At 70.4% G+C, this 23,475-nt stretch carries 27 protein-coding genes; 14 read left to right on the top strand and 13 right to left on the bottom strand.

Features of this window, described 5'->3' with window-relative positions; genetic code table 11:
* Positions 1-40: 40 nt before the first annotated feature.
* The 3 genes from AB0J66_RS33185 to AB0J66_RS33175 form a co-directional block, all read right to left on the bottom strand.
* Positions 41-859 carry a MetQ/NlpA family ABC transporter substrate-binding protein gene (locus AB0J66_RS33185; RefSeq protein WP_364669155.1) on the bottom strand — a complete coding sequence of 273 codons (819 nt, stop codon included), beginning with the start codon at positions 857-859 and terminating at the stop codon, positions 41-43.
* Positions 860-867: 8 nt separating this feature from the next.
* On the bottom strand, positions 868-1,524 hold the full coding sequence (locus AB0J66_RS33180; RefSeq protein ID WP_364669152.1) for a methionine ABC transporter permease: 657 nt from the start codon (positions 1,522-1,524) through the stop codon (positions 868-870).
* Between the two features lie 85 nt (positions 1,525-1,609).
* Positions 1,610-2,578, bottom strand: coding sequence for an ATP-binding cassette domain-containing protein (locus AB0J66_RS33175; protein WP_364669149.1), 969 nt, complete (start codon positions 2,576-2,578; stop codon positions 1,610-1,612).
* 236 nt (positions 2,579-2,814) lie between these two features.
* Here AB0J66_RS33175 and AB0J66_RS33170 point away from each other — a divergent pair, with 236 nt between their 5' ends.
* Positions 2,815-5,076, top strand: a complete 2,262-nt coding sequence (locus AB0J66_RS33170; protein ID WP_364669146.1) for a catalase — start codon at positions 2,815-2,817, stop codon at positions 5,074-5,076.
* Positions 5,077-5,139: 63 nt separating this feature from the next.
* On the opposite strand, the gene AB0J66_RS33165 is transcribed toward AB0J66_RS33170, so the two are convergent.
* The 5 genes from AB0J66_RS33165 to AB0J66_RS33145 all read right to left on the bottom strand — a co-directional run bounded on the left by AB0J66_RS33165 (position 5,140) and on the right by AB0J66_RS33145 (position 10,756).
* Complete coding sequence (locus tag AB0J66_RS33165; protein WP_364669143.1) at positions 5,140-6,207, bottom strand: FAD-dependent monooxygenase; 1,068 nt, start codon at positions 6,205-6,207, stop codon at positions 5,140-5,142.
* Between the two features lie 141 nt (positions 6,208-6,348).
* Positions 6,349-7,929, bottom strand: a complete 1,581-nt coding sequence (locus AB0J66_RS33160) for a DASS family sodium-coupled anion symporter (RefSeq protein WP_364669140.1) — start codon at positions 7,927-7,929, stop codon at positions 6,349-6,351.
* A 40-nt stretch (positions 7,930-7,969) separates the two neighbouring features.
* Entirely contained in the window at positions 7,970-8,926 is a 957-nt protein-coding gene (locus tag AB0J66_RS33155) for a winged helix-turn-helix domain-containing protein (protein ID WP_364669137.1), read from the bottom strand.
* A 312-nt stretch (positions 8,927-9,238) separates the two neighbouring features.
* Complete coding sequence (locus AB0J66_RS33150; protein WP_364669134.1) at positions 9,239-9,562, bottom strand: DUF3817 domain-containing protein; 324 nt, start codon at positions 9,560-9,562, stop codon at positions 9,239-9,241.
* Between the two features lie 90 nt (positions 9,563-9,652).
* The gene (locus AB0J66_RS33145) at positions 9,653-10,756 is read right to left on the bottom strand and encodes a ScyD/ScyE family protein (RefSeq protein ID WP_364669131.1); all 1,104 of its coding nucleotides are present in this window, start codon (positions 10,754-10,756) and stop codon (positions 9,653-9,655) included.
* A gap of 185 nt (positions 10,757-10,941) precedes the next feature.
* On the opposite strand from AB0J66_RS33145, the gene AB0J66_RS33140 reads away from it, so the two are divergent.
* Entirely contained in the window at positions 10,942-11,355 is a 414-nt protein-coding gene (locus AB0J66_RS33140; protein WP_364669128.1) for a hypothetical protein, read from the top strand.
* Here the strand turns inward: AB0J66_RS33140 and AB0J66_RS33135 are convergent.
* Positions 11,326-12,027, bottom strand: a complete 702-nt coding sequence (locus AB0J66_RS33135) for an MBL fold metallo-hydrolase (RefSeq protein WP_364669126.1) — start codon at positions 12,025-12,027, stop codon at positions 11,326-11,328. The two genes, AB0J66_RS33140 and AB0J66_RS33135, sit on opposite strands and share 30 nt — an antisense overlap.
* A gap of 58 nt (positions 12,028-12,085) precedes the next feature.
* Here AB0J66_RS33135 and AB0J66_RS33130 point away from each other — a divergent pair, with 58 nt between their 5' ends.
* Entirely contained in the window at positions 12,086-12,775 is a 690-nt protein-coding gene (locus AB0J66_RS33130) for a hypothetical protein (RefSeq protein ID WP_364669123.1), read from the top strand.
* On the opposite strand, the gene AB0J66_RS33125 is transcribed toward AB0J66_RS33130, so the two are convergent.
* The gene (locus tag AB0J66_RS33125; RefSeq protein WP_364669120.1) at positions 12,729-13,157 is read right to left on the bottom strand and encodes a hypothetical protein; all 429 of its coding nucleotides are present in this window, start codon (positions 13,155-13,157) and stop codon (positions 12,729-12,731) included. The two genes, AB0J66_RS33130 and AB0J66_RS33125, sit on opposite strands and share 47 nt — an antisense overlap.
* 114 nt (positions 13,158-13,271) lie before the next feature.
* On the opposite strand from AB0J66_RS33125, the gene AB0J66_RS33120 reads away from it, so the two are divergent.
* From AB0J66_RS33120 to AB0J66_RS33105, 4 genes are all read left to right on the top strand, one after another.
* Positions 13,272-14,015 (top strand): SDR family oxidoreductase, encoded by a 744-nt coding sequence (locus AB0J66_RS33120; protein WP_364669118.1) that lies wholly within the window; start codon positions 13,272-13,274, stop codon positions 14,013-14,015.
* A gap of 195 nt (positions 14,016-14,210) precedes the next feature.
* Positions 14,211-14,984, top strand: a complete 774-nt coding sequence (locus AB0J66_RS33115) for an SAM-dependent methyltransferase (RefSeq protein WP_364669115.1) — start codon at positions 14,211-14,213, stop codon at positions 14,982-14,984.
* A 33-nt stretch (positions 14,985-15,017) separates the two neighbouring features.
* A complete protein-coding gene (locus AB0J66_RS33110) occupies positions 15,018-15,911 on the top strand; it encodes a helix-turn-helix transcriptional regulator (protein ID WP_364669112.1) in 894 nt (297 codons plus the stop codon).
* Positions 15,908-16,693: an SAM-dependent methyltransferase gene (locus AB0J66_RS33105; RefSeq protein WP_364669109.1), complete on the top strand. Its 786-nt coding sequence runs from the start codon at positions 15,908-15,910 to the stop codon at positions 16,691-16,693. The genes AB0J66_RS33110 and AB0J66_RS33105 overlap by 4 nt, the downstream gene beginning before the upstream one ends.
* A 6-nt stretch (positions 16,694-16,699) precedes the next feature.
* On the opposite strand, the gene AB0J66_RS33100 is transcribed toward AB0J66_RS33105, so the two are convergent.
* Positions 16,700-17,248, bottom strand: coding sequence for a CPBP family intramembrane glutamic endopeptidase (locus tag AB0J66_RS33100; protein WP_364669107.1), 549 nt, complete (start codon positions 17,246-17,248; stop codon positions 16,700-16,702).
* A 33-nt stretch (positions 17,249-17,281) separates the two neighbouring features.
* On the opposite strand from AB0J66_RS33100, the gene AB0J66_RS33095 reads away from it, so the two are divergent.
* Positions 17,282-17,986, top strand: a complete 705-nt coding sequence (locus AB0J66_RS33095) for a hypothetical protein (RefSeq protein ID WP_364669104.1) — start codon at positions 17,282-17,284, stop codon at positions 17,984-17,986.
* Between the two features lie 60 nt (positions 17,987-18,046).
* Positions 18,047-19,174, top strand: coding sequence for a glycosyl hydrolase 53 family protein (locus AB0J66_RS33090; RefSeq protein ID WP_364669101.1), 1,128 nt, complete (start codon positions 18,047-18,049; stop codon positions 19,172-19,174).
* Here the strand turns inward: AB0J66_RS33090 and AB0J66_RS33085 are convergent.
* A complete protein-coding gene (locus AB0J66_RS33085) occupies positions 19,159-19,446 on the bottom strand; it encodes a hypothetical protein (RefSeq protein WP_364669099.1) in 288 nt (95 codons plus the stop codon). The genes AB0J66_RS33090 and AB0J66_RS33085 overlap by 16 nt on opposite strands.
* Positions 19,447-19,694: 248 nt before the next feature.
* On the opposite strand from AB0J66_RS33085, the gene AB0J66_RS33080 reads away from it, so the two are divergent.
* The 3 genes from AB0J66_RS33080 (at position 19,695) to AB0J66_RS33070 (ending at position 21,619) form a co-directional block, all read left to right on the top strand.
* Complete coding sequence (locus AB0J66_RS33080) at positions 19,695-19,868, top strand: hypothetical protein (RefSeq protein ID WP_364669097.1); 174 nt, start codon at positions 19,695-19,697, stop codon at positions 19,866-19,868.
* A gap of 10 nt (positions 19,869-19,878) precedes the next feature.
* Positions 19,879-20,247, top strand: a complete 369-nt coding sequence (locus AB0J66_RS33075; protein ID WP_364669095.1) for a nuclear transport factor 2 family protein — start codon at positions 19,879-19,881, stop codon at positions 20,245-20,247.
* A gap of 67 nt (positions 20,248-20,314) precedes the next feature.
* The gene (locus AB0J66_RS33070) at positions 20,315-21,619 is read left to right on the top strand and encodes a PIN-like domain-containing protein (protein WP_364669092.1); all 1,305 of its coding nucleotides are present in this window, start codon (positions 20,315-20,317) and stop codon (positions 21,617-21,619) included.
* On the opposite strand, the gene AB0J66_RS33065 is transcribed toward AB0J66_RS33070, so the two are convergent.
* A complete protein-coding gene (locus AB0J66_RS33065) occupies positions 21,594-22,313 on the bottom strand; it encodes a class I SAM-dependent methyltransferase (protein WP_364669089.1) in 720 nt (239 codons plus the stop codon). The genes AB0J66_RS33070 and AB0J66_RS33065 overlap by 26 nt on opposite strands.
* A 67-nt stretch (positions 22,314-22,380) precedes the next feature.
* Between AB0J66_RS33065 and AB0J66_RS33060 the strand changes: the two genes are divergently transcribed.
* Both AB0J66_RS33060 and AB0J66_RS33055 read left to right on the top strand, forming a co-directional pair.
* Complete coding sequence (locus AB0J66_RS33060; protein ID WP_364669087.1) at positions 22,381-23,004, top strand: TetR/AcrR family transcriptional regulator; 624 nt, start codon at positions 22,381-22,383, stop codon at positions 23,002-23,004.
* Entirely contained in the window at positions 23,001-23,441 is a 441-nt protein-coding gene (locus AB0J66_RS33055; protein ID WP_364669085.1) for a thioesterase family protein, read from the top strand. The genes AB0J66_RS33060 and AB0J66_RS33055 overlap by 4 nt, the downstream gene beginning before the upstream one ends.
* Positions 23,442-23,475: the final 34 nt, after the last annotated feature.

The raw sequence follows: 23,475 nt of genomic DNA, 5'->3' as shown, positions 1-23,475 counted from the left end.
CTTCGCGGGCGCCGGGCGTTGCTGGAGGTAGCCGGGTGGCTCAGAAGGCCGGGAGGACCGAGCCCTGGTACTTGTCGGTGATGAACTTCTTGACCTCTTCGCTGTGCAGGAGCTTCTCGAGCTTCTGGATGCGGGGGTCGTTCTCGTCGCCGGTGCGGACCACGACGAGGTTGGCGTACGGGTTGTTGTCGGCGGTCTCGAGGGCGAGGGCGTCGGTGGCCGGCTTGAGGCCGGTCTCGATGGCGTAGTTGCCGTTGATGATCGAGGCCGCGGTGTCCTCGAGGCTGCGGGGCAGCTGGGCCGCCTCGAGCGCCTTGAACTTCAGGTTCTTCGGGTTGGCGGTGATGTCCTTCTCGGTGGCCTTGACCCCGACGCCGTCCTTGAGGGTGATCAGGTTGTTCTTGGCGAACAGGTTCAGCGCGCGGCCCGAGTTGGACGGGTCGTTGGGGATGCCGACGACGCCGCCGTCGGGGATGTCGGCCAGGTTCTTCACGGTCTTGGAGTAGATGCCGAGGGGCTCGATGTGCACCGGCTTGAGCGGGGTGAACTTGTAGCCCTTGGACGCGATCTCCTCTTCCAGGTACGGGATGTGCTGGAAGTAGTTCGCGTCGAGCTGCTTCTCCTGCAGGGCCACGTTGGGCTGGATGTAGTCGTTGAACTCGACGATCTCCAGCTTGAGGCCTTCCTTGGCGGCGAGGTTGTCCGCGACGTACTTGAGGATCTCGCCGTGCGGGACGGGGCTGACGCCGACCTTGAGGGTGTCCGAGGACGACGAGGCGTCAGAGGAGTCGGAGCCGCAAGCAGCCAGGCCCAGCAGGAGCGAGGCGGACGCGGCGAGGGCGACAAGAGAGCGGCGCAAAGCGGAACCTATCTGTGAGAAAGCCGTCGGACGACGAGGTCGCCCGCCATCTGGATGAGTTGGACGAAGACCACGAGGGCGGCCACGGTGGCCACCATGACCTCGGTTTCGAAGCGCTGGTAGCCGTACCGGATGGCCAGGTCGCCGAGCCCGCCGCCGCCGACCACGCCGGCCATCGCCGAGTAGCCGACCAGGGCGATCACGGTGATGGTCAGGCCGGCCACCAGGCCGGGCCGGGCCTCGCGGAGCAGCACCTTGCCGACGATCTGGGTGCGGGTGGCGCCCATCGCGGTGGCCGCCGCGATCACGTCGGAGGGGACCTCGCGCAGGGCGGCCTCGACGATGCGGGCGAAGAACGGGATGGCGCCGATGGTCAGCGGCACGATCGCCGCGTCGGTGCCGATGGTGGTGCCGACCACGGCCCGGGTGAACGGGATGACCGCGACGAGCAGGATGATGAACGGCAGCGACCGGGCGATGTTGACGATCAGCCCGAGCACCGAGTAGACCGGCGGCGCCGACAGCAGCCCGCCGGGGGCGGTGAGCACCAGCAGCACGCCGAGCAGCAGCCCGCCGATCGCGGTGAGCACGGTCGACACGAGGACCATCCAGGCGGTCTCCTGCAGGCCGACCCAGAGCAGGTCGAACACTTCGGACCAGCTCATGCTGTGCCCTCCTTAGGCATGCCCTTCCGGCCCTCGCCTGCAGCGCCGTCCGCAGGTGCGGCTGGGTGCCGCTCGGTGCAGGCGGTCATGCCGCCTCCTCGACCTGGGCGCCGCGCGCTTCGAGAAATTCCACGGCGGCGGTACGCGAGGAGTCCGGCACCGCGATCCGCCAGCGCCCGGCGCGCGTCGCGGCCAGCGATTCGACCGAGCCCTCGAGCAGGGACACGTCGAAGCTGCGGGCGAGGCCGGTGAGCGCGGTGTCGGCGTCCGGCCCGCTGACGGTGACGTCGAGGACCGCCCGGCCCGGCAGTGTCGCCGGGCCCGCGAGCGGGAACAGGCCGCGGGCCAGTGACGACCCGGGCTGGTGCAGCAGGTCGGTCACCGGACCGGACTCGACGAACTTGCCGTCGCGCATCACCGCCGCCGAGTGGCAGATCTTCTTGACCACACCCATCTCGTGGGTGATCAGCAGGATGGTGAGGCCGAGCCGCCGGTTGAGGTCGAGCAGCAGACGCAGGATCGAGTCGGTCGTCTCCGGGTCGAGGGCGGAGGTCGCCTCGTCGGAGAGCAGGACCTGGGGCCGGGCCGCGAGCGCCCGCGCGATGCCCACCCGCTGCTTCTGGCCTCCGGACAACTGCGAGGGGTACGCGTCCTCGCGGCCACCCAGCCCGACGAGCTCGATCAGCTCGGCCACCCGGGCCTTGCGGGCGGCCCGGTTCTCGCCGGTCACCTCGAGGGCGAACGCGATGTTGCCGGCCACGGTCCGCGACGACAGCAGCGCGAAGTGCTGGTGGATCATCCCGATGCCGTGCCGGGCGATCCGCAGCTGCTTGCGGCGCAGCTTGTTCAGCTCGACGCCGCCCACGGTGATCGTGCCCTCATCCGGCCGCTCGAGCATGTTGACGCACCGCAGCAGCGTGCTCTTACCGGCGCCGCTCTGCCCGAGCACGCCGAAGACGTCGCCCTCGCCCACGCTGAGGTCGACGCCGTCGACGGCGCGCACCTCACGGCCGCGGCTCCGGTACGTCTTCCGGAGTCCCGTTATCTCGATCAAGAAGAAGCACCCTTAAACCTAGATATCCCATAGACTGATGGGACATCGACAGACCCTAGCGGCGCGCCGCTGCCGGGGAAAGCCGGTGTAACGACTGTCACGAGCCTGATACCTGACCGACACCTTCGCCGCTTCCCGTGAAGGATCTTGAGCGGTTCCAGATTTCGTTTACTCGGCCCTCACGCGGGTACCCCGGAAAACGTCGCAATCCGCCACTTCCGGAGGATCTACGCAAAATGGCAGCCAGTAAACCTGTTAAGAAGATCAAAGACGCGGTGGAGACGGCCGCCGCGAAGGTCGCCGACGCCGTGAGTCCGCCGATCCCCGGAGCGCCGTCGAGCGCTCCCCCGACGCTGGCCGAGCCCACCAAGCCCGTCGAGCCCCTGCCGCCGAAGAAGGAGCACGGCGCGCCGGACACCCGTACCCCCACCGGCGCCGAGACCGGCCTCGCGCCCGAGACCAAGGGCCAGCAGGGCGCCTACCTGACCACGGCCCAGGGCGCGCGCCTGCGCGACACCGACCACTCGCTGAAGGCCGGCCCCCGCGGCCCGATCCTGATGCAGGACCACCACTTCCGCGAGAAGATCACGCACTTCGACCACGAGCGGATCCCGGAGCGGGTCGTGCACGCCCGCGGGGCCGGCGCCCACGGCACGTTCGTCGGTTACGGCACCGCCGACGACGTCACCCGGGCCGGCTTCCTCAAGAAGGGCAAGGAGACCGACGTCTTCGTCCGGTTCTCGACGGTCCTCGGCTCCCGCGGCTCGGCCGACACCGTGCGGGACACCCGTGGCTTCGCCACGAAGTTCTACACCGACGAGGGCACGTTCGACCTGGTCGCCAACAACATCCCGGTCTTCTTCATCCAGGACGCGATCAAGTTCCCGGACATCATCCACGCCGGCAAGCCGCACCCCGACCGCGAGATCCCGCAGGCGCAGAGCGCGCACGACACGTTCTGGGACTTCGTCTCGCTGCACACCGAGGCCCAGCACCACACCATCTGGAACATGTCGGACCGGGGCATCCCGCGCTCGTACCGGCACATGGAGGGCTTCGGCGTCCACACGTTCCGCCTGGTCAACGAGGCCGGCGAGACCGTGCTGGTCAAGTTCCACTGGAAGCCCAAGCTCGGCGTGCACTCGCTGACCTGGGAGGAGGCGCAGATCGCGGCCGGCGTCGACCCCGACTTCCACCGCCGTGACCTCTACGACGCCATCGAGTCGGGCGCGTTCCCCGAGTGGGAGCTGGGCATCCAGGTCTTCCCGGACACCCCGGAGGAGACGTTCGCCGGGATCGACCTGCTCGACCCGACCAAGGTCGTGCCGGAGGAGCTGGCGCCGGTCCAGCGGGTCGGCAAGCTGGTGCTCAACCGCGTCCCGCGCAACTTCTTCGCCGAGACCGAGCAGGTCGCCTTCCACCTCGGCCACCTGCCGCCCGGCATCGACGTGACCAACGACCCGCTGCTGCAGGGCCGGCTCTTCTCGTACGTCGACACGCAGCTCACCCGGCTCGGCGGCCCGAACTACTCGCAGATCCCGATCAACCGGCCGCACGCGCCGGTCAACGACATGCTGCGCGACGGCTTCCACCAGCACGCGGTGCACGCGGGCGTGGCGCCGTACCGGCCGAACTCGCTCGACGGCGGCAACCCGTTCACCGCGGGCGACAAGGAGCAGGCGTTCCTCGACGTGCCGGTCCGGGTGGCCGAGGCCCCCAAGATCCGGCAGAACCCGGCCTCCTTCGACGACCACTACAGCCAGGTGCGCCTGTTCTGGCTGAGCATGAGCCCGGTCGAGAAGGAGCACATCATCCGGGCCTACACGTTCGAGCTGGGCAAGTGCTACGAGCAGGCGATCAAGGAGCGGCAGCTGCAGAGCCTGGCCAACATCGACCCGGTGCTGTGCGCCGAGGTGGCCACCGGCCTGGGCCTGCCCGCGCCGAAGCCGACCATCGAGCTGGTCGACCCGGCGCCGAGCCCGGCGCTGTCGCAGGTCGGCGGCGAGTGGCCGGCCGACGGCCGGATCGTCGGCATCGTGGTCGGCCCCGACGGCGCCGAGGTGCCGGGCCTGGCCGAGGTGCGCGAGACCATCCTCGCGGCCGGCATGGTCCCGCTGGTCATCGCCCCGCACGGCGGCAAGGTGAACGGCCTGCCGGTGCAGCGGACGTTCGCCACCGCCCGCTCGATCGAGTTCGACGCGATCCTGGTGGGCGCCGCGCCCGTCCCGGCCCCGGACGCGATCCCCGCCCGGGACGACAAGGCCGGCGCGCCGGCCCGCTCGGTCGACCCGCGGGTGGTCCTGCTGCTCGACGAGGCGTGGCGGCACGCCAAGGCGATCGGCGCCTGGGGCGAGGGCGCCGAGGCGCTCGCCGAGGCCGGTATCGCCGGCACCCCGGGCGTGGTGACCGCCGAGTCCGGCGCGGCCGCTCTCACCCAGGTGCAGCAGCTGATGGCCGCCCACCGCGTCTGGGAGCGGTTCCCCGCGACCGTCGCCTGACATCTCGAACAGAAGGACGCCGCCGGCCTCCGGGCCGGCGGCGCCCGGGTCTGTGCGCCCCCATCAGCGCAGCGGTCCGTACGCGGACCGGTAGCCGATCGGCCCCATCACCGGCAGCAGGGCGTTGCGCAGGCGGATCGGCAGGCCGGCGACCTTGGAGAACCGGTCGGTGGCGGCCTGCACGTGACAGACCCGTTCGCGGCGCTGCTCCTCGTAACGGGCCCCGACCGAGTCCCAGGCCCCGCCCGCCAGCAGGTCCGCCAGGACCAGGGCGTCCTCCATGGCCAGCGCGCCACCCTGCGCCCACACCGGCGCCGTCGCGTGGGCGGCGTCGCCGATCAGCACGCAGCGGTCGCGGTGCCAGGTCGCGATCCGCACCTCCTCGATGGGCGAGTGGTAGAGCTCCCCCAGGTCGTCCAGGACAGCCCGCACCGGGGCCGGGTAGTTCCCGAACGTCCGGCGCAGCCACGCCGGGTCGGCGTCGACCGTCCCGCCGCCGGTGGCCGACGCGAAGACGTACACCTCGGACTCGTCGACCGGGATCATCAGGAACGCGCCCTCGGCGCCCGACCAGACCGTGAAGCAGTCCACTCCCGGGTTCGGCGCCATGAACCGCCAGCTCGCCCGGCTCAGCATGGCCGAGCGCATGCCGGCCCGGCCGAACACCTGGTCGCGGACCGTCGAGCGCACCCCGTCGGCGCCCACCACGAAGCCGTGCCGCCGGCCGTCGACCAGCACCCCGGACGCCTCCAGGGCGACCGACGCCACCCGGGTGACGGTCCGGTCGAGGTCCTCGCCGAGCAGCGCGTGCAGGTCGGAGCGGCGTACGCAGCGGGGCCGCGCGTCCGGACCCCAGAACGCGTCCTCGTCGACCGCGAACAGCACCCGCCCGGCCGCCGACCGATACTCGCGGCGTCGCGTGGGGCGGCCGATCTTCTCCAACCCCGCGCGCAGGCCGAGCGCGTGCAGCGCGGCCACCGCGTTGCCGGGCAGGTTGATCGCCAGGCCGCCGTCGCCGGCCATCGGGTCCCGCTCGGCCAGCTCGAACGGCACGCCCCGCTGCCGCAGGGCGCGCCCGAGCGCCAGGCCGGCTATCCCTCCGCCAGCCACCAGCACCGTGTCGTCGCTCATCGTCGCCTCCCCCGTCCTCCCGTTCAGGACACCGCGCACACCGGACAGGAAGGTACCTATCTGTCGGAGATCAGCCCGGACGGGCAACCGGACATGAGACGACGGACGCAGCGCCGGTCGTGATCCGGTGCCGCCCAGCGCTCACCCGAGCCCGACCGCGGCCACCATGAGCGGCAGCAGCAGGAGGATGAGGATCGCGCCGAGCAGGTCGAACGAGGCCCCTGACCGGATCATCGTGGTGATCGGGACGACGCCGGAGCCGTAGACCACCGCGTTCTGCGGGGTGGACACCGGCAGCATGAAGCCGAACGACGCCGCGAAGGTGGCCGCCAGCGCCGGGACCAGCGGGTTGATGCCGGCCGCGACCGCGATCGGGATGATGATCGGCACGACCACGGCCGCCGAGGCGGTGTTGCTGGTCGTCTCGGAGACGACGATCGCCAGCACCACGGCGAACGCGGTGATGGCGAACGTACCGCCCAGGCCCAGCGCGTCCGCGCTGGAGTTGCCGATCCGCTCGGCCAGGCCGGTGTCGGCCAGCAGGGCGCCGAAGATGATGCCGGTGCCGAACAGCACGATCGTGCCCCAGTCGATGCGCTGGGCGTCGCTCCAGTTCAACGTGAACTCGCGGTCGCGCCACGAGGTCGGCAGCAGGAACAGCAGCGACGCCCCGAGCACGGCGACCACGCCCTCGTTGAGGCGCCCGCTGACCACGTCGTACACCTGGGAGTCGGTGCCCGCGGCCAGCGCGACGATGCCGGGAACGATCCAGAGGGTGACGGTGACCGCGAAGGCGATCACGGTGTTGCGCTCGGCCGCGCTGAACTTGCCCAGCTTGGCCCGCTCGCCCGCGATGTACTCCTCGACGCCCTCGATCCGGCGCACCTCGGGCTTGTTGAGCAGCAGCAGGATCACCGCCAGGATCACGAACATGCACAGGCAGACCGGCGCGGCGATCGCCATCCACTGGGCGAACGAGATCTTCTCACCGGTCGCCTCCTCGATCAGGCCGCGACCGATCAGGTTCGGCGGCGAGCCGACCGGCGTGAGCAGGCCGCCGACGCTGGCGCCGTAGGCCAGCATCAGCATCAGCGCCGCCCCGACGCGCAGCCGGGTCGGGTCGAAGCCCTCGGCGGCCAGGCCGCGGTCCTGCATCATCTTGGCGATCACGGCCAGGATGCCGAGCGCGGTCGGCAGGAGCATGGCCACCGTGGCGGTGTTCGACACGAAGGCCGACAGCAGGCACGTGATCACACCGAAGGCCACGATGACCCGTACGGTCGAGCGGCCGATGCCCGGCAGCGACAGGATCCGGAACGCGAACCGGCGGGCCACCCCGTGCTTGAGCATGGCCTGGGCCAGGATGAAGGCGCCGATGAAGGTGAACACCGTGGAGGAGCCGAACGGGGCGAGCACGTCGGCCGCCTCGGCCACCCCGAAGACGACGATCAGGGCGACGCCGATCAGGCCGCCGACCGGGATCGGCACCGCCTCGGTCACCCACAGGATGATCACACCGAGCAGGACGCCGCCCAGCACCTGCTGGCTGGGCGGGATGCTCAGCGGCAGCGCCAGGAAGACGATGGTGACGATCGGGCCCAGGAAGAGCCCGGCCGTGCGGCGCCCGCGCTCGAAGCGCTCCTCGGCCGGGGACAGCTGCTGCTCGCCCAGACTGCGGTAGGTGGCTCCCCCGAGCAGGCGTTTCTCGACGTCGACGGCCATGTCGCCCCCTTCAAGTGATTCACATCACTCGATCGTAGGCTCAGGACAGGTCGGCCAACAGGGCGCTGCCCAACGGAGTGAGGGTGTGGACCACGGCCTTGCCGGCCCGGCTGGTGGTGATCAGGCGGGCGTCGCGCAGCACGGCCGTGTGCTGGCTGACGCTGGCCGCGCTCACCCCGATCCGGCGGGCCAGCTCGGAGGTCGTCCGCGGGTCGCCCAGCGACTCCAGCAGGCTCGTGCGGGTACGGCCGATCAGCGCGGCGAGGTTCTTGACCCCGGCCTGCATGGTCAGGTCGTGCTCGATCGGATAGACCAGCACCGGCGGCAGGGACGTGTCGCGCAGCACGTCCGGCGTGCCCCAGGAGAGGTACGACGGGACGAGCAGCAGGCCGCGGCCGTCGAGGCGGATCGTCTGCTCGAACGGGACGTCGGCCACCAGCACCGGCGGCTCCCACCGCATCTGCGGGCGGAAGCTGTCGAGCAGCCCCTCGGCGCCCTGGTCGAGCAGGACTCGGGCCCGGCGCGACCGCTCGGCCTCGATCTGGGCCCGCGCCTGGTCCCAGAACGGGGCGACGGCGCTCTCGTACTGCGACTGCAGCGCCCCGGCCAGCCGGCCCAGCGTGTCCTGATCGCCGTCGGCCAGGCGGGCCATCCAGGACGGGGTCGGGCCACCCGTACGGACCAGCTCGCGCATCTCCTCCCGCAGGCGGGTGGCGGGCGTGGAGCGCACGGCCTCGAGCCCCGCCGGAAGCCCCCGGGCGCCCTCCGAAGGGGTGAGGAAGTCGGGGTAGTAGGCCCCGCGCACGAGCGGGAGCAGCAGCTCGAGGTCGTCGCGGCGGCTGGCCTGCAGCGCGTGCTCGCGCCATCGCCCGTAGACCAGCTCCGGGCCGGGGCGGCGGAGCCGCCACACGCTGAAAATGGTTTCCCAGAACGGGTCGGGCTCGCCGGCTATCCGCACGCGGCCGACATCCTCCGGGGTGAAGACGATGCGCAACACGCCGGCCTCGCCCCCCGTCGCCCCCAACAAAAGGTCGGATGTAAGGCGGCCATTCTATCCAGGCTGAGGGCACGGCAAAGAGCAGTGTCGCCACGAGCGGGTCATGGGTATTGGGCAGGATACGCACCCCCGATACCGGCATATCCGATATTGCCCACACCTGTCGCCCGACCCGTGGCCGACCCAGCGGAAACGACCTTCCCCGGAAGCGGTACCGGCGGGCAACACGTTTAAAGCGTCGCTGAAAGGATCGCGCTCTCCCGGTGCTTTATTACGCCATTTCGCGGGCCAATGCCGGATTCGTTCCGGTGCTTATGCCGCCGGGGTCAGCTCTTCCGTCCCGGTGGGGCGGCGCCGGGCCACCCAGCGCTCGAAGATCAGCGACGTGAAAGGCGGGATCGACGCGGCCAGGGCGGTCAGGGTGCGCAGCAGGGACCAGCGCTCGGCGCGGGCGGTCCAGAGGGCGGCGACGACGTAGACGACGAACAGGAGGCCGTGAACGCGGCCGAAGATGTAGACGCCCAGGTCGGTCGTCTCGGTGACGCGCTTGAGGTACATGCCGACGAGCAGGCCGGCCCAGGAGAAGGCCTCGGCGACGGCGGCGATGCGGAAGATCTTGTACGGCGAGGTGAACACGGTGCCTGATCGTACAGAGCAGCCGCCGGGGTGACTGTGAGTCACCCCGGCGGCCGGGGGCGGCGATGGTCGCCAGAGGCGCGCCGGCCCCTACCGGAAGGCCTTCGGGCTGACCTGGACCAGGCGCCCCGCCTTCTTGATTCCCAGGAAGCTCGCCGTGCTCCACGACGTCGAGTACAGGGTGCCGTTGGCGTACTCGAGGCCGGTCGGCATGGTCACCTGGGCGTGCGTGACCTTGCCGTGCTGGATGCGGGTGAGACGGCCGACCTTGGACGGGTCGAAGCCGGGCGGCGGCTGCTCGCCGGCGGGCATGCCGTAGAGCACCTCGGAGGCGTACAGCGTGCCGTTGGGCGCGACGGCCACGCCGGTCAGCGCCGTGAAGCCGTGCCAGGCTTTCAGCACGCGGCCGGTGCGGCCGTCGAGCTTGTAGATGGACGACGCCCGCGGCTGCTCGGCGCCGAGCGTCGACACGTAGACGTACCTGCCGCTGGCCACGACGCCGGTCGGGACCGAGTCACAGCCCTTGGTGCCGGGATTGGCCTGCGCGCCCGGCTTGAGGCATTCCTTGGTCCTCGGGTTCGGCGGGACGAAGAACGTTGAGACCTTTCCGGTCCGCGGGTTGATCCGCAGAACGTCATTCGCGCCGCCGTCGGCGACCAGCAGACCCCACCTGGTGGCGGTGATGCTGAACGGGTTGGTAAGGGCGTCGTACGGCTTGCCCTTGGCGTCGAATTGCTTCTGCCGGTCCGGATTGTGCTTCAACTCGTACTTCAGGAGATCGGCCAGGACGCGGACATTCTTGCCGTTCTTGTCGGCGACCAGCACGGAGGCCGCCTTGTATTTCGACGGCGGTGGCGGCGGGCCGTCCGGGGCCGGGCCGCCGAGGGCGATGTAGATCCGGTGCCCGTCGGTGGTCACGCCGGCCGGCGCCGGCAGCTTCGAGATCAAAGTGCGCTGCTGGCCGGTGCGCAGGTCGACCGCGGTGATCTCGCCCGAGTCGCCTTCGGCGACCAGCGCGTTCCGCGGCGACGTCACGTCGAGACCGAAGGGGCCATCGAGACCTTTCGTTATCGTGCGAATCGGCGGCGGCGGTTTGTGTCCGCTTCCTCCGGCGTACGCGGGAACGCCCGCGACGACGATCAGCAGCCCCGTCGCCGTGGCCGCCGACGCTTTCAGCGCATGCGCTAATTTCATCCTGTCCCCCCGACAGATGCGCTCGCTATTCGATGATTTCCGATAACACCTTCGGCCGCGTTTGTGAACGGCGCAACCATCCGATCGGCCGAGGGCGGAAAGAAATCGGCCTCCCCAATTCGTGGTCATTTATAGATCTGATTTTTTCGTGTCAGATCTTGTGCAGCGGGTCTACAGTCGGCCCTATGGAGTTGCGCTGGTGGTCGATCGAGGTCCTGGACGGGCCCGGCGGCACGGCGCGGGCCTGGCGCGACGGGCTGGGCGCAGCGCTGACGGAAGCCGCCATCACTCATGGTGCCTATCAGTGGGAGTGGCACACCCACACCTGGGGCGAGCTCTTCGAGATCGCGTTCGCGACCGACGGGCGGTGGGCCGCGTTCCGCGCGTTGCCGCTGGTCACGGCGGCCCTCGACGCGGTGCCCGACCCGGTGCACGGCCTCTACGTCTATCCGGGGCGCGGCGGCAGCTCGGGCCCGCACATCCCGCGCCGGCCGCGGCCGATCACCGGCGCCGGAGCGGCCCCGATCCCGGTGGACGAAGACGACCCGGTGACAATCTTGCGGCCGGTGTCAGCTCCGCCCTTCGGCATCGCCGTCTGACCGCGACCCCGCGTACGCCCGGAAGCGCTCGACGGCGCGGCCCTTGACCGCGCCGCCGTGCCCGAAGACCGCGTGCTCGAAGTCGTAGCCGGCCAGCTTGGCCAGGCTGCGGCCCTGCTCGGCCGGATCGGCCGAGACCTGCGTGGGGCCGAGCACGATCCTGCCGTCACGCAGGCCACCGGTGTCGCCCACGAAGAGCACACCGCCGTCCCGCTCGAGCAGGTACGAGACGTGGCCGCGGGTGTGGCCCGGCGTGTGCAGGGCGGTGAAGCCGGGGACGGGGCTGCTGCCGTCGGCGGTGATCAGCTGGTCGAGCTTGGTCGGCTCGGGCGTGCCGATCAGCCGTACGGCGAACCGGGCCAGGCCCTTGGGCGGCTCCGCGGTGATCGCGCCGGTGATCACGGGAGCGTCCGCCGCGTGCGCGATGACCTTCGCCCCGGAGCGGCGGCGGATGTCGGCGACATTGCCGATGTGGTCGAAATGGTGATGGGTGAGCAGCACGACCCGTACGTCACCGATGGTCTTCTCGATCTCGCGCAGAGCGCGGTCGATCTTCTTGGAGTTGCGCGGCAGGCCGGTGTCGACCAGCACGACCCCCTCGTCGGTGACGACCAGGTGCACGTTCACGAAACCGAGGCTCAGCTCGAAGACCCCATCCACCACTTCTCGCACCGGGCCATTCTGCCCCACCCGGCCTCATCGGCCGATTTGCCCGATTAGTCTGATACCCATGGACCGCCGAACGTTCCTGACCGCCACCGCCGGGGCCGCTGTCGCTCTTGCCGTAGGCGGCGCCGCCTCCGCCGCCCCGCCGGAACGGGTCCTGTTCGAGTGGTACCGGCCGGGCGGCTTCTTCAACCCCGGCGTGGGCGTGTTCGAGCCGCCGCCGCTGGCCGTCTACGACGACGGGACCGCTTTCGCGGACGCGGCGGCCAGCCTGCGCCTTCCCCCCGCCTCGGTCCGCGCCTTGCGCACGCAAGCCCTCCGCGCGCTGAGCACCCCGGTCGACACCACCAGAGGCGACAGGCCAACCCATGCCGTACGAGTTCTGGCCGCCGACGGCCGCATGCTGAGCGCCCACCTCGACGCCGGACCGGTGGTGGCTCTTCCGGCCCTGCTCCATGATCTCTACGACGAGGTGCAGCGCCTCCGCCGTCGGGTCCTGCGAGGCGAGCCTTGGCGCCCGCCCGCCGTTCTGCTGGCCACCGTGAAGGTCGGCTACCTGCCCGATTCTTCGGATATTTGGCCTTATAAAGCGCCACCCGATGGCTGGTACGCCGAGCAGCGCCTCCGCGGCCCGGCGGCGCTCGACGTCCAGCGCCGCCTACCCCGCGCCGCCGAGCCGGTCTGGCCCGTGTACCGCGTCGGCCCCGCTAACTACGTGGCTGCGACGTGGCGGTATCTGCTGCCCCACGAGTAACCACCGTGACACGGAGGAGCAGGACCGCCAGCACCACCTCGATGCCGAGCCCGGTGCCCACGCCCAGCGCCTCCCCCACCGAGAAGTTGCCGAAGTGGGTGACGTGGAACAGAAAATGCGTGCCCGCGTAGACCAGATAGCCGATCAGCGCCGACATGACGACCTTCCTCTCCAGGACCACGGCCGCGAAGTACACCATCGCGGTCAGGGCGAGCCCGAGCCCGCCCACGTCCGACACCAGGTGCTCGTTGTACGGCGGATCCAGCTTCACCGTCGGGAAGTGGTCGTAGAAGGCCCGCGGGAAGAAGTACTGCCACACGGACGCGAGGGTCTGCAGCCCGGCCAGGACCAGCAGCCCGATCCGCGTTGTCACAGGTGTCATGCCGTAGGGACGCCTCAACCGCCCGATCCGTGACAGTGCCCGGCGTCACTGTCACGCTTCCGCCGCCTGTCTCGTCCCTCTCCCGAGAACCCCTCGAAGAGAAACGAGAAGACCATGAAGATCGCAGTTGCGGGCGGCACCGGCCAGGCCGGACGGCAGGTCGTCGAGGCCCTGCGCGCCCGCGGCCACTCCCCCGTCGTCCTGTCCCGCGCCTCGGGCGTCGACCTGCTCACCGGCGCCGGCCTGGACGCCGCCCTGGCCGGCGCCGAGGCCGTCGTCGACGCCAGCAACGTGACCACCCAGCGCAAGTCCGTCGCCGTCCACTTCTTCGAGACGGCCGGCACCAACCTGGTCGCCGCGGCCAAGAGGGCCGTTGTCACCCACTTCCTGTCGCTGTCCATCGTCGGCGTCGACCGGGTCAAGAACCCGTACTACGCCGGCAAGCTCCGCCAGGAGGCCATCGTCCGGGCCTCGGGTCTGCCGTGGACGATCCTGCGCGCCACCCAGTTCCACGAGTTCGCCGGCCAGCTGCTGTCCAGCGTCCCCGGCCCGATCGCGCTGGTCCCCACCGGCCAGGTCCAGCCCATCGCCGTCCGCGAGGTCGGCGAGCACCTGGCCGACCTCGCCGTCAAGCCCGCCCAGGAGATGGCCCCCGAACTGGCCGGCCCCCAGCGGGAGACCCTCGTCGACATGGCCCGCCGCCTGATGACCGCCGGCCTCGCCCGCCGCCGCCCCGTCCTCCCCGTCTACTTCCCCGGCGGCATGAGCGCCGGCCGCCTCGTCCCCACCGCCCCCGGCCCCCGCGGCACCCAGACCTTCACCGCCTGGCTGAAGGAGAACGCCGACGCCTCGCGCTGAGGCGAGTCGAGGCGTCCGAGGTGGAGCATGGGGGTGCTGCTGCAATATCCGTTCGCGGCGTACTCGCTCCGAGCGGGCGGATGAAGGGGCTGAACGGACGGGCTGGCGAAATTAGCCGTCCGGGTGGAGACTGACTGGCCGAAGGCGTGAGTATGCTGTCGATCATCATCGTGGATCTCCACAAAGGATGGTCGCGTGACTGAGGACATCGGCCGGCTCGACACCAATGTGCCGGAGACTGCTCGGATCTGGAACTACCTGCTCGGCGGCACCGACAACTTCGCGGCCGACCGGGCCGTCGGTGACCAGATCATCGCGACGTTGCCGCAGCTGGCGGAGCACGCCAAGCTGTCGCGGGCCTTCCTCGCGCGGGCCGTCCGCTACCTGGTCCTGGAGGCTGGGGTCACGCAGTTCCTGGACATCGGCACGGGCCTGCCGACGGCCGAGAACACGCATCAGGTGGCTCAGGGCGCCGACCCCACGGCCCGGATCGTCTATGTGGACAACGACCCGCTGGTCCTCGCGCATGCGCGGGAGCTGCTGACCAGCACGCCCGAGGGCGCCACCGACTACGTGCACGAGGATCTGCGCGACCCGGAGGCGATCCTGCGGGCCGCGCGCGCCACCCTCGACCTGGAGAAGCCCGTCGCCGTCACGCTGATGGGGGTGCTGGGCCACATCGAGAGCGACGACAGGGCCAAGAACATCATCGACCGCCTGATGCGCGGGCTGGCCGGCGGCAGCTACCTGGCCATGTACGACGGGGCCGACACCGATCCGGCCACGTCGGAGGCCACCCGCATCTGGAACGTGTCGGCCAATCCGAAGTATCACCTGCGCAGCCCGGAGCGGATAGCGACCCTCTTCGATGGGCTGGAGCTCGTGGCGCCGGGCGTCGTGCCGGTGACCCTGTGGCACGCGGACGGGCCGGGGATCAGTCAGTTCTGCGCCGTCGGCCGCAAGCCGTAGCGTGCGAGCTCAAGGCCTGATAAGCAGGTCATCGTGACCGGGAGACAGGACAACGGTGGCTCCACCGTGCGCCGCCTCCAGCTGGGCGCCCGCCTGCGGGAGCTGCGCCTGGCCAAGGGGGTCAGCCGGGAGGAAGCCGGCTACCGCATCCGCGCCTCCGAGTCCAAGATCAGCCGGATGGAACTGGGCCGGGTCAGCTTCAAGGCCCGCGACGTCACCGACCTGCTGGTCCTCTACGGCGTGGAGGACAAGCAGGAGCACGACCGGCTGCTCGACCTGACCCGCGAGGCCAACTCGCCCGGCTGGTGGCGCAGTTACGGCGACGTGCTCAACAGCTGGTTCACCAACTACCTCGACCTGGAGCAATCGGCCGAGCTCATCCGCACGTACGAGATCCAGTTCGTGCCGGGACTGCTGCAGACCGAGGCGTACGCCAGCGCGGTCATCCGCCTGGCCCACCACAGCCCGAGCCGCGACGAGGTCGAGCGCCGGGCCAAGCTGCGGATGGCCCGCAAACAGATCCTGACCCGGCCGGACGCGCCGAAGCTGTGGGCCGTGCTCGACGAGGCGGTGCTGCGCCGGCTCATCGGCGGCCGCCAGGTGCTGCACGAGCAGATCGTGTCGCTGATCGAAGCCACCGAGAACCCGAACATCCGCCTGCAGATCATCCCGTTCGACTCGGGCGGGCACGCGGCGGCCGGCGGCGCGTTCAGCATCCTGCGCTTCCCGCACGAGGAGCTCGACGACGTCGTCTACATCGAGCACCTGACCAGCGCGATCTACCTCGACAAGCACGACGACATCGACAACTACGCGACCGCGTTCAGCCGGCTCATCATCGACGCCGCGGCGCCGGACGAGACACCCCAGATTCTTCGCAAGATCGCTGACGACCTGGCCGACGACACCGAGGAGAGCGAGACATGACGGACGAGGCTTCCGCCGACCTGCAGCCGAACGTGCCGCACGCGGCCCGGATGTGGAATTACTGGATGGGCGGGAAGGACAACTTCGCCGCCGACCGGGCCGCCGGGGACGCCGTGGCCCAGGTGTACCCGGAGATCGCCGTGATGGCGCGGCTGTCCCGCAAGTTCCTGATCCGGGTGGTCAGCCACCTGACCGCCGAGGCCGGCATCCGCCAGTTCCTCGACATCGGCACCGGCCTGCCCACCATGCAGAACACGCACGAGGTGGCCCAGGGCATCGCCCCCGAGTCGCGCGTCGTCTACGTCGACAACGACCCGCTGGTGCTGGCCCACGCCCGCGCGCTGCTGATCAGCAAGACCGACGAGGGCACGACCACCTACGTGCACGCGGACTACCACGACCCGGAGAAGATCCTGGCCGACGCCGACGGGCCGCTGAACTTCGACGAGCCGGTCGCGGTCATGTTCATGGGCGTGATGGGCTACGAGCCCAGCCTCGACCGGATCAAGGAGATCGTCAACACGGTCATGGCCGCCGTCCCCTCCGGCAGCTACCTGGTCTTCTGGGACGGCACCGACACCACCGAGGCCGTCCGCCAGGGGGCGGCCAAGCTGGCCGAGAGCGGCGGCGTCCCGTACCTCCTGCGCAGTCCGGCCGAGATCGAGAGCGTCTTCGACGGCTTCGAGATCATCGAGCCCGGGGTGGTGCAGATCAGCGCGTGGCGCCCGGACGGCGAGGTCGAGACCATCGAGGCGTACGGAGCGGTCGCGCGCAAGCCCTGATCGCGGTCACGGCTTCGGCGCCTGGAACAGCAGGACGCCGAAGCCGTTCGCGGCCCAGTGCCAGGCGAACGGCACCAGCAGGGAACCGCTCGCCGCGCCGCCCCAGCCCAGGATCAGACCGGCCCCGGCGGTGAAGAGGACGGCCCACTTCCCCGACCGGACATGCCAAAGGCCAAAGGCCAAGGCCGAGAGGTACGGGCCCACGAGCGCCGTCAGCACGCCGCGAAACGCTGTCTCCTCGAAGACGACGACGGCGAACGGGATCTCGAGCAGCGCCTTGCGGACGGGGTGGGCGTCGGTTCGCTCGGGGCCGGCGAAGCGGGCGGCCACGGCGAGGATCACCGCTATGACTACGGCGCCGGTCACCGCGTACAGCCAAGCGGTCTTCGTGGTCTTGAGGTAGCCGGCCGGGCCGCTCATCAAGATCAGGACAGCGGCGGCGATGGGGTTGACCAGCGGTTGAAGCCGGGCCGGGCCCTTGTAGTTCCAGACCCGGACGGCGGCCAGGACGGCCAGGACGGCCAGGACGGCCAGGATCTCCCCTGTTTCTGCCATCAGTGTCGTCGTCCGCTCCGCCGGGGTGGGCTCGTGGGCAGGATGCTCGGCATGCACACCGACCTCAGCATCGCCCGTATCCCCGCGGCCGTCACGGCCCTCACCGGGCTCGTGCTCGTCACGGGTTGCGCCGCCGAAGCCCTCCCCGCCGCTTCAGCTCCCTCCTCACCAGCCGTTTCTGTTGCACCGGCCCCCTCCTCCCCCACGCCGGCGCCGTCGCCTTCCGCTTCTTCTTCCTCTTCGGGCGGGGTCTTCTCGGGCACGCGCCAGGTGTACCTGCTGCCGAAGAACAGCGAGTCGGGGCTGGCCGTGCTGAAGGACGGCAAGGTGGGCCTGTCCGAGGCCTTCGACGACACCGCGCTGTTCGTGCTGACCCGCACCTCGCCCGAGCGCGACCAGTACTGGATCCGCACCGCCAAGCTGCGCAAGGGCGGCGAGCCGCTCTGCCTGTCGGCCAAGCTCACCGGCGGGAAGCCCGCTCCGGTGACCACTGTGGCCTGTGACGCCGCCGCCACCGATCAGCTGTTCCGCTTCCGCGAGGTCGGCGAGTCCAACGGCAAGCCCACCTACACGATCTACACCGGCCGGGACACGTTCATCATCCAGGACCCGACGGGCGAGATCGCGCACACCGGCAACGGCGTGGCCGCGGTGACCATCGGCGAGGGCACCCCCGACATCGACACCGCGTTCGTGCTTCCCGACAAGGGGAAGGCCAGCATGCCCGCCCTGGACTGACCCTTGACTTCCACCAACCGCCCTCACCAGCATTGGTGGATGTCGATGTCAGGATCCACTGTGACGCGCCGCGGTCTGCTGGCCGGCGCCGGTGGCGTCGCGCTGGCCGCCCTCACCCCGGCCACCGCGGCCTTCGCGTCGCCCGGCGCCGCGCTCAGCGTTCGCGGCGCCGACGTGTCGTTCCTCCCGCAGCTGGAGGAGGCCGGCGTGCGCTACCGGGATCGGCTCGGCCGCGTACGCCCGGTCGAACAGATCCTGGCCCGGGCCGGCGCCACCCACCTGCGGCTGCGGGTCTGGGTCGACCCGCCGGCCGGCTACAGCGACAAGGCCCGTGCTCTATACCTGGCCCGCCGGGCCAGGATGGCCGGCCTGAAGATCGTGCTGGACCCGCACTACAGCGACTTCTGGGCCGACCCGGGCAAACAGCCGATCCCGGCGAGCTGGCCCACGGACCTGCCCGGCCTGCGGCGGAAGATCCGCTCCTACACCCGCGGGCTGCTGCGCGACTTCGCCCGCCAGGGCACCCCGGTCGACATCCTCCAGGTCGGCAACGAGATCACGAACGGCATCCTGTGGCCGGTCGGTCAGCTCTATCTGCCCGACGGCACCCAGCAGTGGCCGGCCTTCACCGACCTGCTCAAGGCCGCCATCACCGGCGCCCGCGAGGCCACCGGCCCCCGGCCGCGCATCATGCTGCACATCGACCGGGGCGGCCGCCTGGCCGACACCCGCTGGTTCTTCGACAACATCGCCGCCCACGACGTGCCGTACGACATCCTCGGCCAGTCCTACTACCCGATGTGGCACGGTTCGGTGGCCGAGCTCGAGGCCAACCTCACCGACTCCGCCACCCGCTACGGCAAACCGATCCTGCTGGCCGAGATCTCCTACCCGTGGACGCTGGCCGACGGCGACGGCCGCGGCAACATCGTCACCGAGGCCACCCTCCTGCCCGACGCCGACCAGTTCCCGCCCACCCCGGCCGGGCAGGCGGCGCTGTACGAACGCGTACGCCAGATCCTGCTGGCCGTGCCCCACGGTCGTGGCCTGGGCTTCCTGGCCTGGGAACCCGAGTGGATCCCCGGCGTCGGCTGGGAGCCCGGAGCCGAGGCCCCCAACGACAACCTCACCCAGTTCGACTTCACCGGCCGCGCCCTGCCCTCGATCCGCGCCTACCGCCGCCCGTAACTCGCCGCCTCAGCCACCCGAGACCGCCACGCCCGGCGGACAGCGAGCAGCTCGGCCCGGTGCTTGTCCTCCCACGCGTCGAAGCGCCCGGCCAGCAGCCGCATGGCCACGACGTAGGCCGGGCGGCGGCAGTCCACATCGGCCGCGAACACAGCCTTCATCTCGGCCAGGCCACGCCGCCACTCCGGGCTCCCGGTTGCGCCGACGAGCCGGTGCTTGAAGAGGAAATCGGAGCGGTCGGCGTCGACAACGTACCCGTGCCTGTTCTTCATGCAGGCGTTGTACGGCGCCGGCCCAAGCATTGAGCTCGAACCGCCGGGTACCAGCCGTCAGCGAGTCGACAATCGACGCCTTGCCGTTGCCGAACCCGAGATCCGCCTCGGTGAAATCTTCATAGCGGGAGACGAAGGAAGCCTTGCGGTACGGGCGCCCGCGCTCCCGCATGCACTCGGCCACCCCGCCCTCGACCCGCCGGTAGTTCAGCACCTCCGACGCCCGCAGCTCCTCGAGATTCCCCAGAATGCTGACTGTGAGCGCGTCGAGCCGCGCCGCCGAGTCCACCGGCGGTTTCGCCTCCGCGAGCGGCTGCGCCGCACAGCCCGCCGCCACGACCAGCAACGCCACCAAACCCCGCCACCGCCTCATCACGGCGCAACGGCCGCGCGGGACACCGGTGACGGCCGGCGGGTCGTAGATTGGAATGAGTGACCCTTTCGCATGAGGAACTCTTCCAGCGTTACCTCCACGCCGGCGCCTTCACCCGTAACGCCGACGCCGTCGCCGCCCTGTTCACCGAGGACGGCGTCTACGAGGCCCCGTTGGTCCCGCTCCACTTCGCCGGCCGGGACGCCATCCGCGTGGGCGTCGCCGCCCTCCACCGCCAGCCGCCCCCGGACGGCGCCGTCGACTTGCAGCGCTCGGCCTACGTCCTGCACGAGACCGCCGACCCCGACGTCTTCATCACCGAGATCGACACCGTCTTCGACACCGGCCGGACCATCGCCCTGGCCCAGATCTTCCGCGTCCACGGCGACCAGATCACCCGCTTACGCGACTATTTCCACACGCCGTGATCACTCTCGCCGTCTGTCCCGGCGATGCCTAAACTCGCGGCACGCCTGCTGACCGGTGGTTGCCATGATGAGTGAGAGCTTGAACGATCACCCCGAGAAACGCGGCCTCTTCGGTGGGTTCGAGGGCCATCGGGTCGCCGACGACTCCGCCGCGAATGCCGCCCTGTCGTCCGCGCTGATCTCTCTCGACGCCAACGTCCTGCTGGGCCTGTACCGGTATCCCGACGAGTTCAGCTCCGAATTCATCGACGCGCTGTCTCGCTTGAACGACAGGGTGTTCGTGTCGGATCAGGCCGTCACCGAATTCTGGCGGAACCGCATCTCGGCCTCGGCCGACCGGGGACGCGCGAGGAAGGAAGTCGAAGAGCGACTGGCCGCCTACCACCGAAATGTCCGGGATGCCCTCTCTCAATGGGCGAAGAAGACTGCGCTCGACGACGACGAGCTCGGTCAGGCGCTCGAGGGCGTGGCCCGGCAGTTCGAGGTGCTCAACAAGACAGTGGCGGACAATCACAGCGATGACGTCGAACGATATCCCTCGCCCAGCCGGGATCCGATCGTCCAGCGGCTGGAAAGCCTCTTGGACGGCCGGGTCGGCGCCGCGCTGACGCTGGAGGAATACAGCGCCGCCGTCGAGGAGGGAAAGCGGCGGCACAAGGAACAAATGCCACCCGGCTACAAGGAGAACGCCAAGAACAAAGAGCATCTCCCCGAGGGCGTGGCCGGTGATTATCTCGTCTGGCTCCAGTCCGTCCGAGAGGCCGAGCAGCGGAAACTGGACCTGATGATCGTCACAGCCGACGAGAAGGAGGACTGGTACTGGCGTCTGCGGGAGACCGTGATCGGCCCACGGCCGGAGCTCGCGAAGGAGTTCTGGGACATGACCGGTCGGCAGCTTTTCATGTCGACTCCGCTGGAGTTTCTGCGGCGCTACAAAGATCTCGGCGGAGATGTCTCCGAAGCGGCCCTGGCCGAGGCTGAGCGTCAGACGACGCCTCAGGAAACGGCCCGTGAGCCGGAGGGGCGCCAGACGACGGCGGTCTGGACACCGAGTGGAGTTTCGCAGCTCCTTTCGAGACTGGACGTCGAGGCGCCCGTCCAGGCTGCCGTCATTCGTGAGGCCGCCGAAAATGGCGGCATCATCGACCGCGAGAGGGTTTTCGAGATCGGCGAGTACGGGCCGAGTCGGATGTTGCGCGGCTTCACGCGGCCGGTCAGTCGCATCACGCGGTCGCTTCAGGCGAGCGGGGTCGTCGACCTGGAAGTGCCGGAGATGCTGCGCCCGCGATACGACTACGGGGTTCAGGCGAACGCGTTCCAGGTGCCCGACGAGGTGGTCCGCATCCTTACAGAGCCGGGCGGCGGGCCGTGAGGAGCCAGGCGCGGGAGTCCAGCCAGACGCCGTCGTCGGTCAGGTGGGCGGTGAAGACGTCGCGCAGGCGGGCCGGGGCGGGTGAGCCGGGCTGGTCGAACGCCTCGCGGGCGCAGGAGAAGCCGCGGACCCACGAGACGGCGGCGTCCACGTCGGGGCCGTAGAAGACGGGCTCGTGGACGTCGGTGAAGGCGACCTCGGTGAAGCCGGCGGCCTCCAGCATTTCCGTGGTCGCGGACGGGTCGGCCAGGGAGAAGGCGGCCGGTGGGGAAGGCGCGCCGAGGGCCTCGCTGATGGCGACGGCCCATTCGTTGCGGTCGGCCGCCTGCCAGACGAGCATCACGAGGCGGCCGCCGGGGCGCAGGGCGCGGGCGACGTTGGTGAAGGCGGCGGGCGGGTCGGTGAAGAACATGGTGCCGAAGCGGCTGATCGCCACGTCGAAGGCGCCGGGCGTGAAGGCGTACGTCTGGGCGTCGGCGCACTTGAACTTGACGTCGGGCGAAGGGCGGGCGGCGGCGATGGCGTCGGGTGAGACGTCGATGCCGAAGGCGGAGCCGCTGAGGTGCGCGGCCTCGCGGGTGGTCTGGCCGGCGCCGCAGCCGAGGTCGAGGACGCGGTCGCCGGGGCGCAGGTTCCAGGCGCGGCGTAGCGCGGCGGTGTGGCGGGCCAGCTCGGCGTCGTAGTCCAAGGGCACGACCAAGAGGATAGTGGGCCGCGCCACAAATGTTTACGAACGGTCGGTCGCTTTGTAGGGTGACGGCATGACGGTGGACGGCAGGCTGGCCCGCGGTGAGCGCACCCGCACCGCCGTGCTCGATCAGGCGCTGCGGCTGGCCACGGTGAACGGGCTCGACGGGCTGTCGCTGAGCCAGGTCGCGGACGCGCTCGGCGTGAGCAAGTCGGGGCTGTTCGCGCACTGGCGGTCCAAGGAGGCGCTGCAGCTCGCCGTGGTCGAGCACGCCCGCGCCCAGTGGACCGACGAGGTGATCCGGCCGGCCTTGCGGGCGCCCCGGGGCGTCCGGCGTCTGTGGGCCCTGCATGATCGGCGGCTCGGCTTCTACGAGGCGGGGGTGCTTCCCGGCGGGTGTTTCTTCGCGAACGCCAACTTCGAGTTCAACGCCCGCCCGGGGGCGATCAGCGACCGGCTCGGCGTGCAGAGCGCCGACTGGATGGCCTTCCTGACCCGGCTGGCCGGGGAGGCCGTCGAGACGGGCGACCTGCGCGAGGCCGGCAGCCTTCCGTTCCTGATGGAGTCGCTGGGCGTCTGCGCCGTCATGCAGGCGCCGGTCCTCGGCCCCGCCACGTTCCGCCACGCCCGGCAGGCGCTGCTCGATCACCTGCGGGCCGTCGCCGCCGACCCGACGATTCTTCCGGAGCTGACATGACGACCATGACCGAGACGTACGGCGACGTCGTGCGCCTGCCCGTGCACTTCGACGACCTCGATGCGCTGGGCATGCTGCACAACTCGCGGTACGGCGTCCTCGTCGAACGCGCCGTCCTGCTGTGGTGGCAGGAACGCGGGGTCTCCTTCTCGAACGGCGGGCCCGTCTCCCCCGACACCTTCAACGTGGTTCGCGAGTTCACCATCACGTTCCACCGGCCGGTCCGGGGCACGGGCGAGGTCGCCATCCACTTCTGGGTCGACCGCCTGGGCACGACGAGCGCCACGTACGGCTTCCGCATCACCGCCCCCGGCGACCCCGGTGTGGTCTACGCCGACGGCCACCGCGTCGTCGTAGGCATCGACCCCCGGACGTCGCGGCCCGCCCCGTGGAGCGACAACGCCCGCGGCCTGGCCACGTCCCTTCTCAAAGGGTGATCCCCGAGATCCCCGATCGAACGCGCCGGCCCGG

The sequence above is a fragment of the Actinoplanes sp. NPDC049598 genome (genome assembly GCF_040675435.1).
Lineage (GTDB): Bacteria > Actinomycetota > Actinomycetes > Mycobacteriales > Micromonosporaceae > Actinoplanes.
This window is presented reverse-complemented; position numbering and strand designations above follow the sequence as displayed.